Genomic DNA, 18,211 nt, shown 5'->3' on the forward strand with positions numbered 1-18,211 from the left:
AAAATGTCAAATGTAGGAAAGATTGTACAGATTGTAGGAGCTGTACTAGATGTTAGGTTTGATTCAGAAGAAAATCTGCCTAACTTGTTAAACGCTTTAGAGATAAAGACAAAAGATAATAAGACTATCGTAGCCGAAGTTGCTCAGCATATAGGTAATGATACAGTAAGATGTATCGCTATGAGTGCAACAGATGGACTTGTGAGAGGTATAGATGCAGTGGATACAAAGGCTCCAATTTCTGTTCCAGTAGGAAAAGAAACTTTGGGAAGAGTATTCAATGTATTGGGTGAACCAATAGACCTAATGCCAGTTCCAGAGGGTGTAGAGTATTCTCCAATTCATAAGGAAGCACCAGAATATGATGAGTTGGAAACTACTGCTGAAATACTTGAAACAGGAATAAAGGTAGTTGATTTACTTGCACCATACCTAAAGGGTGGTAAGATCGGTCTATTTGGTGGAGCAGGTGTTGGTAAGACAGTTCTTATACAGGAGCTTATCAACAATATAGCAAAACAGCACGGTGGTATATCAGTTTTCTCTGGTGTTGGAGAAAGAACTAGAGAAGGTAATGACCTTTATGGTGAAATGACTGAATCAGGAGTTATCAAAAAGACTGCAATGGTATTTGGTCAGATGAACGAACCACCAGGAGCAAGAATGAGAGTTGCTCTAACAGGGCTTACAATGGCTGAGCACTTTAGAGATCAAGAAGGACAGGACGTTCTTCTATTTATAGATAATATATTTAGATTTACTCAGGCAGGTTCAGAAGTTTCTGCACTATTAGGACGTATGCCATCAGCAGTTGGTTACCAGCCAACGCTAGCGACAGAAATGGGTGCTCTTCAGGAGAGAATAACATCTACTAAGAAGGGATCAATCACATCTGTACAGGCTGTATACGTACCAGCGGATGACTTGACTGACCCAGCACCAGCTACCACATTCTCACACTTGGATGCAAAGACAGTTCTTTCAAGACAGATATCATCACTTGGTATATATCCAGCTGTTGATCCACTTGAATCAACTTCAAGAGTATTAGATCCTAATATAGTCGGGGAAGAACATTATGCTGTAGCTAGAGAAGTACAGTCTATACTTCAGAGATACAAAGAATTACAGGATATAATAGCAATTCTTGGTATGGATGAATTATCTGATGAAGATAAAATAATCGTTTCACGTGCTAGAAAGATACAGAGATTCTTATCTCAGCCTTTCACAGTAGGTGAACAGTTTACAGGTATTCCAGGCGTGTATGTTCCAGTAAAAGAATCTATAAGAGGATTTAAGGAAATATTGGATGGTAAACACGATAGTCTTCCAGAATCTGCGTTCCTATTTGTAGGAACAATAGAAGATGCAGTAAGAAAGGCGAAAGGAAGTGCTAACTAATGTTTAAGCTTAAGGTAGTTACTCCTAACAAGATTTTCTATGACAAGGATGCTGAAATGGTTATATTTAAAACCACAATAGGTGATAGGGCCATATTAAAGGGGCATGTACCTATAGTGGCAGGCATTAAAGCAGGGAAATTAAAGGTAAAAATTGATGGTAAATTTCATGATGCACAAATAGGTAAGGGTTTTGTAACAGTGGATAATGATACAAATACAGTACTTGTAACAGAAAAGGCAGCTTGGGACGAACCATATTCAGAATAGAAAAACGTGAGGAGAATTCTCCTCACGTTTTTTTGTGAAAATTATAAAGTTTAAAAAATATGTTCAATATGATTTAATTATGCTTTTTAATATTATTTTTTATTTCGATAAATTTTACTTTATAGCAATTGCAGTTGCAGTTGCGTAATTTTTAGAATGAGAAATAGAAACCATAATATCTGAAATTTTCATTTCGTCGCAAAACTCTTTGAACTTTCCCTTAGGAACAACTATAGGTTTATTTAGTTTGTCCCTTAAGATCTGAACATCTACTAGTGGAAATCCTCTAAGTCCAGTACCTAGGGATTTAACGATAGCTTCTTTGGCACAAAAATTACCCGCAACTGATTCAGCTCTATAATTTTTTTCTTTTAGAACTAAGAGTTCATCTTCTGAAAACAACTTATCTAATAATTTTAAATTTCTATTGAGTGCTTTATGAATTCTTTCAATTTCTATTATATCTGTTCCGATTCCATATATCATTCTTCTCTCCTGTTCAAATTTAGGTTTATATTATGTATTTAAGTAATTATATTAATAAATTACTGGTTTTTATTGAATATATTATGATTATAACATATTTACAGACGGGAACAGATGTTAAAAAAAATGAAAATTAAAAAATTAATTAGGATAGATTTTATTTATATGCTCATAATATTGATATGGTTATTTATCTGTATAAAGCAATATGATTCTATTAGAGATCAAATGCAAAAATATGAATGATATTTCAATATAGTTTTGTTAAGTAAAGTAAGGTGATTAGTAATAAAATAAATCTATTCAGGTTATCTATAATAAATAATATTATAATTTATAGATAATTTGAAAAATTCTATAAAAGATAAGGAAAGTATATGTAATTGTTCAAAAATGAACATTATTGTATATACTTCTGATATATAGTATAATAAAAACGTAGCTTAAAAATTAGAGCTAAGAGTGGAAATCTATATATGATTATATAAAGCAGTAAATATCTATGTATTTAAAAATATAAAGTCATGTCCCTGAAGGGTAATATGATAATTGTTTTTAAAAGGTTATATATCCTTACAGATAAATTGATTTAAAATATTTCTATTTAATTAAGAATAGAAGAATATTTTTTATACTTTATATCAAAACTATATGCAAAAATAGATTTTACTATATAGGTTTTGCCCCAAAAAAATGAAAGGAAGACTTTAAAATGATTGATTATAATAGTCTGTCTGAAAAGGCAAAAAATATTAGACGTAACGTGATCAAAATGATCTATAGCGCAGGGTCAGGGCATCCAGGTGGATCTTTATCTTGTGTAGACATTATTACTGCTCTATACTTTGGAAGAATGAATATAGATCCTGAAGAAGTAAAAAAAATAGACAGGGATAGATTTGTGATGTCTAAGGGGCATTCATCTCCAGCAATATATGCAGCCTTACACGAAAGAGGATATCTTATGGAAGAGGAAATTGAAGGTTTTAGAAAGATAAATTCGTCTCTACAAGGAAGTCCTGATATGTTGAGAGTAAGCGGTATAGATATGTCTACAGGATCATTAGGTCAGGGACTGTCAGCAGGTTGTGGAATGGCTTTGGCTTCTAAAATGGATGAATTGAATTATAATGTTTATGTACTTTTGGGAGATGGAGAACTTCAAGAAGGAATGGTCTGGGAAGCAGCTATGTTTGCCAAGCAGTATCAACTGGACAATCTTATGGCGATTGTAGATATGAATGGACTTCAAATAGATGGATCAACAGATGAGGTCATGAGCTTAGGATCAATAACACAGAAGTTTACTTCTTTTGGATGGTATGTAATAGAAATAGATGGTCATGATTTTGATCAGATATTTGGAGCATTTAATATTTTTGATAAAGTAAATTCGAAACCAGTATTGGTAATAGCGAACACAATAAAAGGTAAAGGTGTATCTTTCATGGAAGATGAATGTAAATGGCATAGTCAAAAAATTACAGATGATGATTATAAAAAAGCCATGGAAGAATTAAGATAGGTGATGTGTATGAGTAAAGAATCAATGAGGGAAGCTTTTGGGAATACACTAGTTGAATTGGGAGAAGAAGATCAAGAAATTGTTGTAGTTGATGCAGATTTATCAACTTCTACTAAGACAGATATATTTAAAAAGGTATTTTCTGAAAGATTTGTGGACGTAGGAATAGCAGAACAAAATTTAATAGGTGTCTCATCGGGTATAGCGTCTACTGGCAAGAAAGTATTTGCTAGTTCTTTTGCAGTATTTGAGACAGGTAGAGCATATGAAGTAATTAGGAACATGACTTGTATGGCGAATTTAAATGTAAAGCTTTGTGCGACTCATGCAGGATTGATGACAGGTCCAGATGGAGCTACTCACCAATCAATAGAAGATTTGGCAATAATGAGAGTGCTACCTAATATGAAAGTATTTGTACCAGCAGATGCTCAAGAGACCAAGCAAATTGTAAGATTGGCAGCAAAGATAGATGGTCCAGTATATATTCGAATGGGAAGAGATGATGTGAAAAACATATATACAGATGAATATAAATTTGAGGTAGGGCGTGCCAGTGTATTAAGAGATGGGGAAGATCTGTCTATAATTGCATGTGGACCTATGTTGAGCTTGGCTATAGAAGCAGCAGATAGATTAAAAGACGAAGGTATAGATGCTAGAGTAGTAAATATGTCTACAATAAAACCAATAGATATAGACACGATAGTAGACTGTGCTCAAAATACTAGGGGAATAATTACTGTGGAAGATCATAGTGTAATAGGTGGTCTAGGTTCAGCTGTATCTGAGATAGTCTCAGAAACGATACCTACAAAGGTATACAAAATAGGCGTAAGAGATGTATTTGGTATGTCAGGAAAAACTGAGGAATTATATGAACAGTATGGTCTTACAGCAGATAATATATATGATAATGCTATGCAGATGATGGAGATGGAGCCAGCTGAGTAATCAGTGAGCTTTAATAGAAACAATATATTTACACATTGAAAGAAGTTATAGAAAAATTAATGTTTTAAATATATAATATAGAGAACTAGAATTTGCAAAAGATATTATATAAAATGATAAATTGAACAACTCAAAAAGATATTTATAAATATCTGTACGCGGTTTTAGAAGAAAAGCGTATGTGAGAGGAGGATGCTGTGGACTGATGATAGAAACAGTGTATGGCTCATAAAGAATGAAAAAAAATAAGAAAAAAATAATTCTCGGTGCTATAGCCCTGGTTGTTGCTACAGTGATGATCACAAGCTTTGTGCTTACTACTTTTGGATTTGTAGGATTCTTACCAAAAGACGAATACCAAAAATATATGAAGGTAGTAGCTCTAGGCGAGGAAGTAGAAGATAGTTTCTACAAAAAACCAGATGACAAAAAGCTAGAAGAGGGAATGTGCAAGGGCCTATTCTATGGATTAGATGATGAATATTCTTCTTATTATAACAAAGAGGAAATGAAGCAGATAATGGAGGTTTCTTCAGGAAAATACGTAGGCATTGGTTTAATAGTATCAGCTGATAAAGAAACAGGAGCAATAAAGGTAGAAAGAACTGTACCTGGAGGTCCAGCAGAAGCTGCAGGAGTAAAAAAGGGAGACTTGATAATAAAGGTAGAAGATAAGTCTTATACCTATCAAGAAATGGATATAGCGGTTAAAAACATGCGTGGCGAGGCTGGAACATATACGAATGTTACCTTCCTTAGAGAAGGAAAAACATTAGAAAAAAAGATTCAGAGAAAAGAGATCAAACTAGACTCAGTATCTAGTAAAGTAATAGATGATAACATAGGTTATATACAAATAACCAGTTTTGATGAAGATACAGATAAAGATTTTGAAAAAGCTTTAGATTCCCTAGAAAAGAAAAATGTAAAGGGACTTATACTTGATGTTAGAAATAATGGTGGCGGATATTTGGATGTAGTCAAAAACATATCTGACAGACTTTTAGGCGAAGGCGTAATAGTCTACACTAAGGACAACAAGGGTAAGAAGGATTATCTAAGAAGCGATAATAAAGAAAAGGTTGATATACCAATAGCAATACTAACTAATGAGTATTCAGCATCTGCATCAGAAATACTTACAGGTGCCATAGTTGATAATAAAGCAGGTATATCTATAGGTAAGACTACTTATGGTAAGGGATTGGTTCAAAGTGTAGTTCAATTAAAAGATGGAAGTGGATATAAGCTAACAACAGCTCAATATTTTACTCCAAATGGTGACTATATAAATAAAAAGGGAATCAAGCCAAACATAGAAGTCAAAGATACAGACAAGCAGCTTCCAAAAGCAGTGGAATATATGAAAGAAAAGATAAAGTAATATTTAAATATAACCTTCTGGAAAAAATTCTGGAAGGTTATATTTAAATATGGAAAAAAAGATTATAATAGAGTAATAGGTAATTTTAAAATAAAAATAACAAAAATATAAAGCGAAGTTTTAAGGAGGAATAAATGAATCTTTTGGTGAGCATATCGAGAAATATTTATTCATTAGATGATATAAGTATGAAAAAGGCAAAACATAAATGGGATGAACTAATACATCCAAAAGATACACTAGGTAAACTAGAAGATATAACAGTGATGCTATCGGGTGTGTATGGGAATATAAACTTAGAAGATAGACCAAAAAAGTGTATAATCGCATTTGCAGCGGATCATGGAGTATATGAAGAAGGAGTTTCTCCTCAAGTACAGGAAATAACAAGGTTACAGTTTCAAAACTTTACTAACGGAAAATGTGCAGTAGGTGCTCTTGCAAAGTTTAATAATACAGATATTGTTCCTGTAGATATTGGAATGAAAGGAAAAGAATCCATATATGGAGTATTGGACTATAAAATAAGAGAAGGTACTAGCAATATGGCGATTGGACCTGCAATGACAGTAGACGAAGCTGTAAAGTCCATAGAAATAGGAATAGAGGTAGCTGAAAGATGTATAGTAGATGGTTATAAAATAATAGGTGTTGGAGAAATGGGAATATCAAATACAACTCCAGCAACAGCTATATTATCTGTAATGTCAGGAAAAGATCCTATAGAAGTAACAGATTGTGGTGCAGGTCTTTGTGAAGATAAAATAAGACACAAGGCAGATACAATTAGAAAGTCCATAGAAATAAATAATCCTAATCCGACAGATGGTATAGAAGTTTTATCTAAGGTAGGAGGATTTGAAATAGGTGGCATTGCAGGTGTTATACTTGGGTGTGCAGCCAATAGAGTACCAGTAGTAATAGATGGATATATTTCTTATGCAGCTGCATTAATAGCGTATAGAATTAATCCAAAGAGTATAGAATATATAATACCATCACATTTGTCTAGTGAGATAGGATCAAATGAAGCTCTGTCTATGTTAGGCTTAGATCCTATATTAGATTTGGATATGAGATTGGGAGAAGGCACTGGAGCTGCACTTGCTATGAATATTATAGATTCTGCAATATTTGCCTATAATAATATGGCGTGTTTTAGTGATGAACCAATAGGAGAATATATGGGGCCAAATATGGAGTTAGAGAGCTAAAGAGGACGATAAATTATGGGAAAGATAATATATATATCAGGTGGAATCAGCTCGGGAAAAAGTTCTTTTGCGGAAGAAATATGCTCCGAAAAAAATAAAAAAACTGTATACATAGCTACTGCGATACCATTTGATAGTGAAATGATAGAAAAAAGAAAAAAGCATGTTGCAAGAAGAAAAAATAAAGATTGGGACACCATAGAAAAGCACACTGAAATATCAAAAATTATAGATTCGAATGAATTTATATATGAACTTGCTCTTTTAGATTGTATTACAATGTTGATTTCAAATTTAATATTTGAAGATAGTGCATTTGATATAAATAATAAAAAAGATCGAGAGAAAATATCTAAAAAAATAGAAGTAGAAATAGATAACTTGTTGATGTCTATCTCAGTATCAGACTGTGATTTTATAATTGTGAGTAATGAAATAGGTTTGGGAGGAATATCAGAAAATAGTTTAACTAGATATTTTGCAGATATATGTGGAAAAGTAAATCAAAAAATAGCAAGACAAAGTAAAGAAGCTTATTTTGTAGCATCTGGAATAGCCATAAAAATGAAATAAAGAAAAATAATTAATGAAATAAAGAGACTCCGTTATAGAAAAAACCAATTATATTATAATTGCTAAATAGAAATAGACATTAGTGGTATAAATACAAAAAATATTATAAAATTCATAAGTTTAACAATAAAAAATTCATATGGGAATCATTGTTTTGGTGAAAGCTAGCAATGTAATAAAAGTTGGGAAAACATTTGAAAGCTAAATATTGAAATTAACAATATAGAATACTATTATTAAAGCTTTTGAATAAGTTAAAAATCAAAAAATATAATTGAGTTTTGCTTAATTGAAAATAAATATATATTTGATAAAAATCTCATATTAATATATTATGTATATAGGTTTTTAGTTTAGCTTGAATTAAGCTTTGATTTAATTAAATATGATAAACTGTATACAAACACTATATGTATGGGAGTAAATAATTAATGAACAAATTTTTGAATCTTTTACAATTTCTTACAAGGATAAGAGTGAAAAAGAACTTAAAGTATGATGAAAATATGGGAAGTTCAATGATATACTTCCCTGTAGTTGGTATAGTTATAGGGATTGTATTGATTGCAATCTATGAAGTGTCAAACTATTTTTTTTCTACAGATGAATTGTCCATATTGATTGCTATATTGATAGTACTTGTGGAAGTCATGCTTACAGGAGGACTTCATATAGATGGTTTTGGTGATACATTTGATGGTCTGTTTAGCTATAGACCAAAAGATAGGATACTAGAAATTATGAAGGATCCAACAATGGGCACAAATGGAATCTTAGCAATTACATTTTTAATTATAATAAAGCTATCAGGGGTCTATCTAGCAATCAATACTGATATCATTTGGGCGATATTTTCAATGCCAGTAGTAGGAAGACTGTCTGCACTGATTATGTCTTATAAATCGGTATCTGCAAGGCCAAAAGGAATGGGAGAACTCTTTATAGGCAAATGCAATCTAGCAAATCTGCTAGGGGCTATAGCTATAACAGTTGTTACTGTATTTGTATCTTGCTTTGTAATCTCAAATGATTTGCTAACTTCTAGTAAAGCAGTTTTGGGAGTAGCAGTGAGCATTTTAGTCAGCATACTTATTAGGAGAGAGTCCTATAAAAAGATAGATGGACTCACTGGAGATATACTAGGTTGTTCAATTGAAATGGGAGAAATAGTATTTATTATATTTACGCTACTAGTAATGAGTTAGTGTGAAATATATTTTATAGGCATATATATGTTTAGTATGAATGTGTAAATAAAAATAAAAGGAGGAGGGCGAAACTTGCCCGAGATGTTTATGAAAAAATTATATTTGATAAGACATGCGCATACCAAGGACAATGAGCTAGAAAAATATTCTGGATATAGTGATACAGATCTTAGCGACACAGGAAAGATTCAGGCTGAAGAGTTAAACGAGTTTTTGAAAAAAAATATTGAGGTCGACAAAATATATACTTCAATCTTAAAGAGAACAGGTAAAACTATAGGTGAATATGCAAACTCTCAGAATATAGAAATTGAAAAGCTTGAAGGTCTAAATGAAATGAACTTTGGGATTTTTGATGGGTTGTCTTTAAATGAAATCAAAGAAACTTATCCAGATGATTATCAAAACTTCATGAGAGGAAAGATAGATTTCAGATTCCCAGAAGGTGAAGATGTACAAGAGTTTTATGATAGAAACATAAATGCCTTCAAAAAGATAGTTAAAGATTGTGAAGATGTAGACACAGTGATGATATGTGCTCATATGGGAACATTGAGAAATATAATATCATACTTACTTGTAGATAGCTTTAGACTTCATTGGAATATAAGAATAGAAAATGCAACAGTTACAATTATAGAGTTTATGGGAAGTTTCCCTGTAGTAAAAATGTTGGGATACGTTCCTTATGACATGGAACTATTGAGACCTCATATAGGTAAAAAAATAGTAAAGGACAATTAATATGTCGAGTATAATGTTTCAAGGGACGGCATCAAACGTTGGAAAGAGTGTAATAGCTGCAGCTGTATGTAGAATTTTAACTCAGGATGGATATAGTGTAGTTCCATTTAAATCTCAAAATATGTCCTTAAATTCTTTTATAGATAAAGATGGGCTTGAGATGGGCAGAGCACAGGTTTTTCAGGCAGAGGCATGTAACAAGATTCCTCGAGCATACATGAATCCGATACTTTTAAAACCGTGTGGAAATCATATATCCCAAATAATAGTAAATGGTAAATCGATAGGAAATATGCATTCAAAAGAATATCAAACTTTTAAAATAGAATTGATTCCTGTATTAAAAGATATATTTAATACTTTGGAAAAAGAAAATGATTTGGTAGTGATAGAAGGGGCTGGCAGCCCTGCTGAAATAAATATTAACAGTGTAGATATTTCCAATATGAAGATGGCTGAAATAGCAAACTCACCTGTAATTTTGATAGCAGATATCGATAGAGGAGGAGTGTTTGCATCTGTTGTAGGAACTTTAGCACTTTTAAAAAATGAGGACAGAAAAAAGGTAAAAGGCGTTATTATAAATAAATTTAGAGGAAATAAAGAGTACTTTAAAGATGGAATAAAAATGTTAGAAAATATAATAAAAATTCCGGTTTTAGGAGTAGTACCTTATTATGATATCAAAATAGAAGAAGAAGATGGAGTAAGCAGTAAATTTAATAGGAAAGTGTTTCAAAGTAAGGCAGACTTTGTAAATATTGAAATTATCAAACTTCCACATATGTCAAATTCTACTGATTTTGAAGTATTTGAACATATAGAAAAAATAAATGTTAGATATGTTGATAAAGGTGAGAAGATAGGTTATTTTGATGATGAAGGGCTTTGTCATATGCCAGATATGCTAATAATACCAGGAAGTAAGCAGACTATTTCAGATATGAAATACTTGAAAGAATCAGGCCTATATACTGAGATAGATAACTATGTATCCAAAAAAGGACTATTAATTGCTATATGTGGTGGGTATCAGATGCTGGGAAATACCATAGAAGATTATATGGGGAGTGACGGTAAGCTTGGTGAGATAGATGGATTTGGCTATATCAAGATGAGCACTGTATTTTCTAAGCATAAGATAACAAATCAAGTAGAGGGTATATTTGGAGAAGAAGAAGGCTTATTTAGAAATTTGGAAGGATTTACTATTAAAGGATATGAACTTCATATGGGAAAGAAGATAGACAAAAATAATAGCAAAGAAAAAGTAATAGACCTAGAACAGAAAGACATGAATAACATAAAAATCAATGATAATCATGTGCAAAGGTTGATAGAAGATAAAGAAGAAAACACAGGGGTCAGTTTATCAAGGGCAGATTTTGCATATGATATAGTAGATGGCCATATCCTAGGAACATATTGTCATGGATTATTTGATAATATAGGATTTACAGTAGCATTGATAAATAACATAAGAAAAGAAAAATCTTTGGAAAGTATAGCGACAGATATTAATAGTCTAGAGGATATAAAGGAAAGTGAATACAATAAATTGGCGAATGTAGTAAGAAAAAATATTGATATGGATAGCTTGTATAGCATTATATTTGATAGATAGAAAATAAGTGCAAGGGGGAAATATACCTAAAGAAGTGTAAGAAGGTATATAAATACAAATAAATATCAAAATAGATCCTAGATAAAGAAATAGAAGTGAGTTTGAAAGTGAAAATATTCAAAAATAAATTTAAATGAGTATTTTATAGAAGTAAACAATACATAGGAAAGTTAGGATTATGCGATGTTGTAAATGAAAATAGTATAAGGAAAAGGGTAGATTAAGTATGAAAAAAATATTAATTGCAGGTACTTATAGCGGAGTTGGAAAGACAACTATAAGCTTAGGCTTAATGAAAGCGTTAAGTAAAAGAGGCAAGAAAGTTCAACCTTTCAAGGTAGGACCAGATTATATAGATCCAATGTATCATAGATTTGTGACAGGAGAGTGGTCGAGAAACCTAGATTCATATATGTTAGACGATGAGCAGATTAAGTTCGTGTTTAAAAATTCATCAGAAGGAAAAGATATATCTGTAATAGAAGGAGTCATGGGACTCTATGATGGCATAGGTTCTGAAATAAACAAACATTCTACTTCACAGATGTCCAAAATATTGAAGTCACCTGTGATATTGGTAATTGATGGAAAAGGAATGGGTGCGTCTGCAGCTGCAATGGTTCTTGGATATAAGCAGCTTGATAAAGATGTTGAGATAGTTGGAATAATAGCAAATAATGTCAGAACAAAGAGGCACTATAATATTATTAAAGATTCTATAGAAAAGTATTGTGGAATAGAAGTGTTGGGCTATCTTCCTCCTAATGAAAAGGTGAAGGTTGAATCTAGAAACTTGGGTCTTTTTCCTAGCAATGAGATAGAAGGCTTAGAAGAAAAAATAAATATAATCGCTGAAGGTATGGAAGAGCATATAGATATTGATAGAATTATAGAATTATCAGAAAGTGAAAATATCAGTTCATCTTTTGAGTTAAATATGTTTTCTGAAGATCCAGAAGTAAGAGCTTTGGCAGAGGGAAAGACTGTCGCAGTAGCATATGACAAAGCTTTTAATTTCTATTATGCGGATAATATCGATTTGTTTAAAGAAATTGGAGCAAATATAATTACATTTTCACCAATAAATGATAAAGAACTTCCAGAAGCAGACTTGATATATATTGGTGGAGGATTCCCTGAAATATTTGCCAAAGAATTAGAAGAGAATATTAGTATGAGAAAATCTATGAAAAAAGCACACGATGATGGCGTTGCAATATATGCGGAGTGTGGTGGATTGATGTATTTAGGAGATTTTCTAATAGATATGGATGGAAATAAGTATGAGATGGTAGGTGCAATATCAGGTCATAGTGAAATGAAGAAGGGCCTTAAAAGATTTGGTTACTGTATTGCAGTTGCAAAAGAAGATAATTTAATCTCATATAAAGGACAGGAAATGAGTGGACATGAATTTCATAGTTCTGAATTTTATTCGGATTTAGATACAGCTTTTGATATGAAGAAAATAGTAGAAGGTGAAGTAGTAGAGGAATGGGAAGGCGGATATTATGTAAATAGTACTCTTGCTAGTTATCTACATATTCATTTTTATAACAATTTAAGTATGGTTTGTTACTTATTAAGTAATGTAAAAAATGTATAAAATGCTAATATCAAATATATAAAATAGAATTATAAATCTAAAAAAATTTATTTGAAAATAATATATATTATAGGTGTATTTATGCCAGTGTTAGTAATAAATTTAAAATTAATAATTAAGACAGGATATTTAAAAAAATAAGTTGATGGGGGTAGTATGGAGATATTTGCGTTAGTGAGTACAATTGCCTACTTTATAGACTTAATAGTTGGTGATCCATATGGTTTTCCACATCCAGTGATTTATATTGGAAAGTTAATCTCTAAGCTTGAAAAAAGTTTAAGAAAACTTAATATAAATCTAAAATTGGCGGGTGCATTACTTTGTTTGATACTTATATCATCTGTGGCTTTGATAACTTATATTGTGTGTAAGCTTGCAAGTATAAATGTATATTTTAAGATATTTATTTCATCATTTATAGTGTGTACCTGTATGTCTACGAAATGCCTTGCAGATGAGGGTAGAAAAATATATGATACGTTCGAAAAAAAAGACATAGAAATTTCGAGAAAACAACTTTCATATATAGTTGGAAGGGATACATCTTCTCTAGATGAATCAGAAATTATTAGGGCAACAGTAGAAACAATTGCTGAGAATACAGTTGATGGTACAATTTCGCCAATGTTTTACGCTTTTATAGGTGGTCCAGTACTATCGATGGTATATAAAGCTGTTAATACAATGGACTCAATGATAGGTTATAAAAATGAAAGATATATTGATTTTGGTATGGTAGCTGCCAGATTAGATGATGTATTTAATTATATACCAGCTAGAATATCAGTTATAAGTTTTACAATAGCGAGTTTTATACTTAGGTATGATTATAAATCTTGTATAAAAATAGCCATAAGAGACAGGAAAAATCATAAGAGCCCAAACTGTGCTTATTCAGAAGCAGCAGTAGCAGGAGCCTTGGGAATTGAGCTAGGTGGGACAAATATATACTTTGGTCAAAAAGTATATAAGCCAACCATAGGTGACAAAAAAAGAGAAATAGTAAAAGAAGATATATTGAGAACAAATAAACTTTTATATATGTCTACTTTTATATCATTGCTGTTGTTTTTGGTTGTTAGCTTTTCTTTAAAGAAAGTTTTGTTTTAACAAGTTATCAAGTAATAAAGATTAGAAAGTTATTGCGAAAGATGATTATATAAAAATAAATAATTATAGTAAAAATAGCTATTACAAAATAAATTGTGGTATATAGAACAATTATTTTGTAATAGCTATTTATATTATAAAATACGGATGGTAATGTTAACTTAAAACTGTAAATGGATAGAAAAAGTTTAAAAAAAGATTAAAGCATTTCTTATATTGAAAAAAATATAAAAAAAGTCATTATATGATGTATAATAGGTATATAAGTCGAATTATATAAATTTTAAGATTTTATTTAAGAAAAAAAGAGTAGATTAAGACTATTAATATAAAATACAGGTATGCAAAGGGGAAGACACTGGTAGTATATAATAAGCAACTATTGTCTATTGGCATAGAGAGGTGGAGTATATGTTTAAGCACGGAGCGGATTTGGAAAAAATCAAAAGAAAGTACCATATAAAAGGTGAATTGGTCGATTTTAGTTCCAATATAAATCCATTCACACCAGAAGATACTGTAATACATATCATAGATGACATAGAAGACATAAGAAAATATCCAGACATAGATTATGTAAAGCTAAGAAATGCTGTAGCTGAACATGTAGTAAGAGATAACAGAAAATGTGACTTTGTATTTAATTTAAATAATATATGTGTAGGGAATGGTGCAACAGAGCTAATATACTTGTTTATGAGGTCTATTGAGGGCAAGATCGGTATAATATGCCCTACTTTTAGTGAGTACAGAAGAGCTGCTAGTGTATTGGGGAAAGATCACGTAGAAATCCAGATGCTTGAAGTAGGAAATAGCTTTGAGTATCCGGATTTCTCAAGTCCAAAGATGGATGAGTATAAAGATTTGGATGCACTTTTTTTATGTAATCCTAATAATCCAGATGGGAAAATAAGAAACCTAGAAAAAATAGTAGAATTTTGTAAGGAAAATTCTATTAAACTAGTTGTAGATGAAACTTTTATAGAGTTTTGTGATGACTATGAAAACTATACAGTATTAAATTACAATTACACAGATATATATGTTTTAAGAGCAATTACTAAATTTTATGGATTGCCAGGTATTAGATTGGGATATATGATTAGCAGAAATAGTTCTCATATTGAAGAGTTGTTGAGAATAAAAGAACCTTGGACAATCAACTCTATTGCAGCAAATTTAGGGGTAGAACTTTTAAAAGATGATAAGTTCAGAGAATCATCTAGAAACTTCTACAGAGAAGAAAGAAAATATTTAGTAGAAGAGTTAGAAAAAATAAAATCTATAAAGGTATATGAAACAGATTCTGCCTTTATATTGTCTAAAATAAATGAGGACTGTAAGTATGATGCCAGAGAATTAAAAGAAAAATTGGTATTTGAACATGGAATAGTGATAAGAGATGCCAGCAATTTTCTAGGATTAAACTCTAATTTCTTTAGAGTTGCGGTTAAGAGACATAATGACAATAGAATATTGATTGAAGCATTAAATGATGTTTTTAATAAATAGTGATGTATTTTATAGCAAAACAGATAATAATAAATAAGATATAAATCAATAGTCATAAAATAAAATAAAAAATAATGAAATAAAATAGGAAAAGGAATAAAGTTAAAAAATAAGGCAATGAAGTGAAAATAAGGCAAATAAATAAAAATAAAGTAATGAAGTGAAAATAAGGCAAATAAATAAAAATAAAGTAATGAAGTTAAAAATATATGGAAATGTGACTCTAAAAATAATTTTAAAGCGAGAGGGGGAGAAATAATCTCATATCAAAATAAATATTTTATATGTAATATGATGTTATATATATTTACATGAATGTGATGATTATTTCGCTGTGGATGAAAATAGGATATGGATCTTGTCCAGGTACTTGTGGAGAACTAGTGCAAGGATATATTGGTAAAAATGAATATATAAGTTCATACTGTGTAGATCTGTATTCGAGGGCAATCGTTTCTGAAAAGAAATCAAATAAAAAATTCTCTCGACCTAGAAAAAGCAAATCCATAGAAGCCTCAGCCCTTGTGTTTGAACATTTTGGTATGGATAAAAATCAAGTGGAAAATATACATATTAGCATAAGGTCGAATATACCAATAGGAAAAGGAATGGCGAGTTCAACGGCTGATATAGGTGCTTGTATAATGGCTACTCTGGATTATTTGGATAAAGATATGAGTCCTGATGAAATATCAAGGCTTGTTGCAAAAATTGAGCCGACGGATTCTATATTTTATCCAGAGGTATGTATATTTGACCCAATAAACGGTGAAAGAAGAGATTCCTTAGGTTATATTCCATATAAGAAAATTTTGATACTTGAACCAGAAAATAGAATAAATACTATGAAAATAAGAGGACATAAGGAATATTATAAAATTTTAAGAGAGAATAAATCAATCACTCAAAAGTCCTTTGAAATGCTCAGTTACGGTATAAAGAATCAGGATAAAGAACTACTTAAAAGGGCTTGTGAAAATAGTGCTCTAGCAAATGAAAGTATCAAAAAAACACCATATTTGCGTGAATTGATAAAATTATCTAGGGAATGTCAATCTGGTTTTTTGAATATCTCACACACTGGAACCGTGGTAGGAATTTCCATAGATGAAAGGACCGATACAGAAAGGTTGATCCACGAAATCAAAAACTCGGAAATTTCTAGTGTCTACAAGAAACAATATATAAGAAATATTGTAAAAGGTGGATTGAGAAAGGGGAAATTAAAGTAGATGGAATATATTAAAAATCCTGGAAAAATAGAAGAAAGAAGCTTTGAAATTATTCAAGGTATAATAGAAGAAACAAGACCTGAATATAAGTTTAAAAATGAGATAGAAGAGATGATCATAAAAAGAGCCATACATACTACAGCTGATTTTGAGTATTTGGATATATTAAAGATTTCTGATAAAGCAGTTGAAAATATTGTAGATGCTCTAAATAATAAGGCATCAATATATACAGATACAAATATGGCCTTAAGTGGTATAAATAAAAGGATATTAGATCGTATAGGGTGTAAGTATTCTTGTTTAATATCAGATGAAAAAACTGTAAATCTTGCTAAAGAAAAGCAGATTACTAGATCTATGGCCGCGGTAGATATTGCTGCAAAAGATGAGAGTTCAAAGATATTTATATTTGGAAATGCTCCAACAGCAGTCTATAGAGCGATAGAAAAACATAAGCAATCTAGGCTAAATGCAAGTGCAATTATAGGTGTGCCAGTAGGATTTGTAGGCGCAGAAGATTCAAAGGAAGAATTGATAAACTCAGACATAGAGTGTATAGTTTCTCAAGGAAGAAAGGGCGGAAGTAATTTAGCCGCTGCAATAATAAATGCGATACTGTACTATTACTTTAGATAGAAGCTGTCTTAGGTATAGAAATAATTGAGGTATGAAAACAATGCTTAAGAAGTGTTGTAAATATATTATATATATTAGAAATTTGTATAAGACCACAGTTAAATTTGTATATTTTAGAAAGAGGTGTTCGTAAATGAGTAAAATAATGGTATTACTTCCAAATGGATATGAAGAAATTGAAGCATTAACAGTAGTGGACTTTTGTAGAAGAGCAGAGATAGAAGTCGACATGGTATCGATCACTGATAATCTGGAAACTAAAGGGGATCACGATATAATTATAAAGGCAGACAAACTGTTAGAAGATGTCAACCTAGGTGATTATGACGGTGTGGTTACTCCAGGAGGGTATCCAGGCACTATGATGCTAAAAGAAGATTCAAATGTATTAGAGGTTGTGAAAATGTTCTTTGATGAAAAAAAATTGGTAGCATCAATTTGTGCAAGTCCTTTGGTTTTAAAGGCTGCAAGAGTGGCCGAACATATTGAAGGAACAATATTTCCAGGATTAGAAGAACAGATGAATTTTAAAAAATTTAGAGAAGAAGCAGTGGTTGTATACAATAATGTAATTACATCTAGAGGACCAGCTACAGCAACATTATTTGCATATTCTATTATTGAATATATTGCGGGCAAGGAAATGGCTGAAAAAATAAAGGAAGATACTCTAGCAAATTATATAATAAATTAAAAAGTATTATTTGATAATTGAGGATATTTA

Annotated in this window: 17 protein-coding genes; 16 read left to right on the top strand and 1 reads right to left on the bottom strand. The window is 31.2% G+C overall.

The genetic code is table 11. From position 1 onward, the window contains the following. Positions 1–3: 3 nt before the first annotated feature. Complete coding sequence (gene atpD, locus RR561_RS06125; protein ID WP_332506671.1) at positions 4–1,404, top strand: F0F1 ATP synthase subunit beta; 1,401 nt, start codon at positions 4–6, stop codon at positions 1,402–1,404. Further along, positions 1,404–1,673: a FoF1 ATP synthase subunit delta/epsilon gene (locus RR561_RS06130; RefSeq protein ID WP_332506672.1), complete on the top strand. Its 270-nt coding sequence runs from the start codon at positions 1,404–1,406 to the stop codon at positions 1,671–1,673. The genes atpD and RR561_RS06130 overlap by 1 nt, the downstream gene beginning before the upstream one ends. A 114-nt stretch (positions 1,674–1,787) precedes the next feature. Here the strand turns inward: RR561_RS06130 and acpS are convergent, their stop codons facing one another. Then, positions 1,788–2,159 (bottom strand): holo-ACP synthase, encoded by a 372-nt coding sequence (gene acpS, locus RR561_RS06135; protein ID WP_332506673.1) that lies wholly within the window; start codon positions 2,157–2,159, stop codon positions 1,788–1,790. A gap of 712 nt (positions 2,160–2,871) precedes the next feature. On the opposite strand from acpS, the gene RR561_RS06140 reads away from it, so the two are divergent. The 14 genes from RR561_RS06140 to RR561_RS06205 all read left to right on the top strand — a co-directional run bounded on the left by RR561_RS06140 (position 2,872) and on the right by RR561_RS06205 (position 18,181). Next, positions 2,872–3,684 carry a transketolase gene (locus tag RR561_RS06140; RefSeq protein WP_332506674.1) on the top strand — a complete coding sequence of 271 codons (813 nt, stop codon included), beginning with the start codon at positions 2,872–2,874 and terminating at the stop codon, positions 3,682–3,684. Positions 3,685–3,693: 9 nt separating this feature from the next. Further along, on the top strand, positions 3,694–4,638 hold the full coding sequence (locus RR561_RS06145) for a transketolase family protein (protein ID WP_332506675.1): 945 nt from the start codon (positions 3,694–3,696) through the stop codon (positions 4,636–4,638). Between the two features lie 235 nt (positions 4,639–4,873). Then, positions 4,874–6,022: a S41 family peptidase gene (locus tag RR561_RS06150; RefSeq protein ID WP_332506676.1), complete on the top strand. Its 1,149-nt coding sequence runs from the start codon at positions 4,874–4,876 to the stop codon at positions 6,020–6,022. 134 nt (positions 6,023–6,156) lie between these two features. Then, complete coding sequence (gene cobT, locus RR561_RS06155) at positions 6,157–7,236, top strand: nicotinate-nucleotide--dimethylbenzimidazole phosphoribosyltransferase (protein ID WP_332506677.1); 1,080 nt, start codon at positions 6,157–6,159, stop codon at positions 7,234–7,236. Between the two features lie 15 nt (positions 7,237–7,251). Further along, the gene (locus RR561_RS06160; protein ID WP_332506678.1) at positions 7,252–7,809 is read left to right on the top strand and encodes a bifunctional adenosylcobinamide kinase/adenosylcobinamide-phosphate guanylyltransferase; all 558 of its coding nucleotides are present in this window, start codon (positions 7,252–7,254) and stop codon (positions 7,807–7,809) included. Between the two features lie 431 nt (positions 7,810–8,240). Further along, complete coding sequence (gene cobS, locus RR561_RS06165; RefSeq protein WP_332506679.1) at positions 8,241–9,014, top strand: adenosylcobinamide-GDP ribazoletransferase; 774 nt, start codon at positions 8,241–8,243, stop codon at positions 9,012–9,014. A gap of 84 nt (positions 9,015–9,098) precedes the next feature. Next, positions 9,099–9,761 (top strand): histidine phosphatase family protein, encoded by a 663-nt coding sequence (locus tag RR561_RS06170; RefSeq protein WP_332506856.1) that lies wholly within the window; start codon positions 9,099–9,101, stop codon positions 9,759–9,761. A gap of 1 nt (position 9,762) precedes the next feature. Beyond that, the gene (locus RR561_RS06175) at positions 9,763–11,385 is read left to right on the top strand and encodes a cobyric acid synthase (RefSeq protein ID WP_332506680.1); all 1,623 of its coding nucleotides are present in this window, start codon (positions 9,763–9,765) and stop codon (positions 11,383–11,385) included. A gap of 226 nt (positions 11,386–11,611) precedes the next feature. Then, the gene (locus tag RR561_RS06180; RefSeq protein ID WP_332506681.1) at positions 11,612–12,991 is read left to right on the top strand and encodes a cobyrinate a,c-diamide synthase; all 1,380 of its coding nucleotides are present in this window, start codon (positions 11,612–11,614) and stop codon (positions 12,989–12,991) included. Positions 12,992–13,147: 156 nt separating this feature from the next. Next, positions 13,148–14,104, top strand: coding sequence for an adenosylcobinamide-phosphate synthase CbiB (gene cbiB / locus RR561_RS06185; RefSeq protein ID WP_332506682.1), 957 nt, complete (start codon positions 13,148–13,150; stop codon positions 14,102–14,104). 411 nt (positions 14,105–14,515) lie between these two features. Further along, positions 14,516–15,616: a pyridoxal phosphate-dependent aminotransferase gene (locus RR561_RS06190; RefSeq protein WP_332506683.1), complete on the top strand. Its 1,101-nt coding sequence runs from the start codon at positions 14,516–14,518 to the stop codon at positions 15,614–15,616. 311 nt (positions 15,617–15,927) lie between these two features. Next, on the top strand, positions 15,928–16,848 hold the full coding sequence (locus RR561_RS06195; protein WP_332506684.1) for a GHMP family kinase ATP-binding protein: 921 nt from the start codon (positions 15,928–15,930) through the stop codon (positions 16,846–16,848). Beyond that, positions 16,849–17,487 (top strand): cobalt-precorrin-8 methylmutase, encoded by a 639-nt coding sequence (locus RR561_RS06200; RefSeq protein ID WP_332506685.1) that lies wholly within the window; start codon positions 16,849–16,851, stop codon positions 17,485–17,487. It abuts the gene before it with no gap. 133 nt (positions 17,488–17,620) lie between these two features. Beyond that, on the top strand, positions 17,621–18,181 hold the full coding sequence (locus RR561_RS06205) for a DJ-1 family glyoxalase III (protein ID WP_332506686.1): 561 nt from the start codon (positions 17,621–17,623) through the stop codon (positions 18,179–18,181). Positions 18,182–18,211 lie beyond the last annotated feature (30 nt).

The sequence above is a fragment of the Peptostreptococcus sp. genome, assembly GCF_036639115.1.
Taxonomy (GTDB): Bacteria; Bacillota; Clostridia; order Peptostreptococcales; family Peptostreptococcaceae; genus Peptostreptococcus.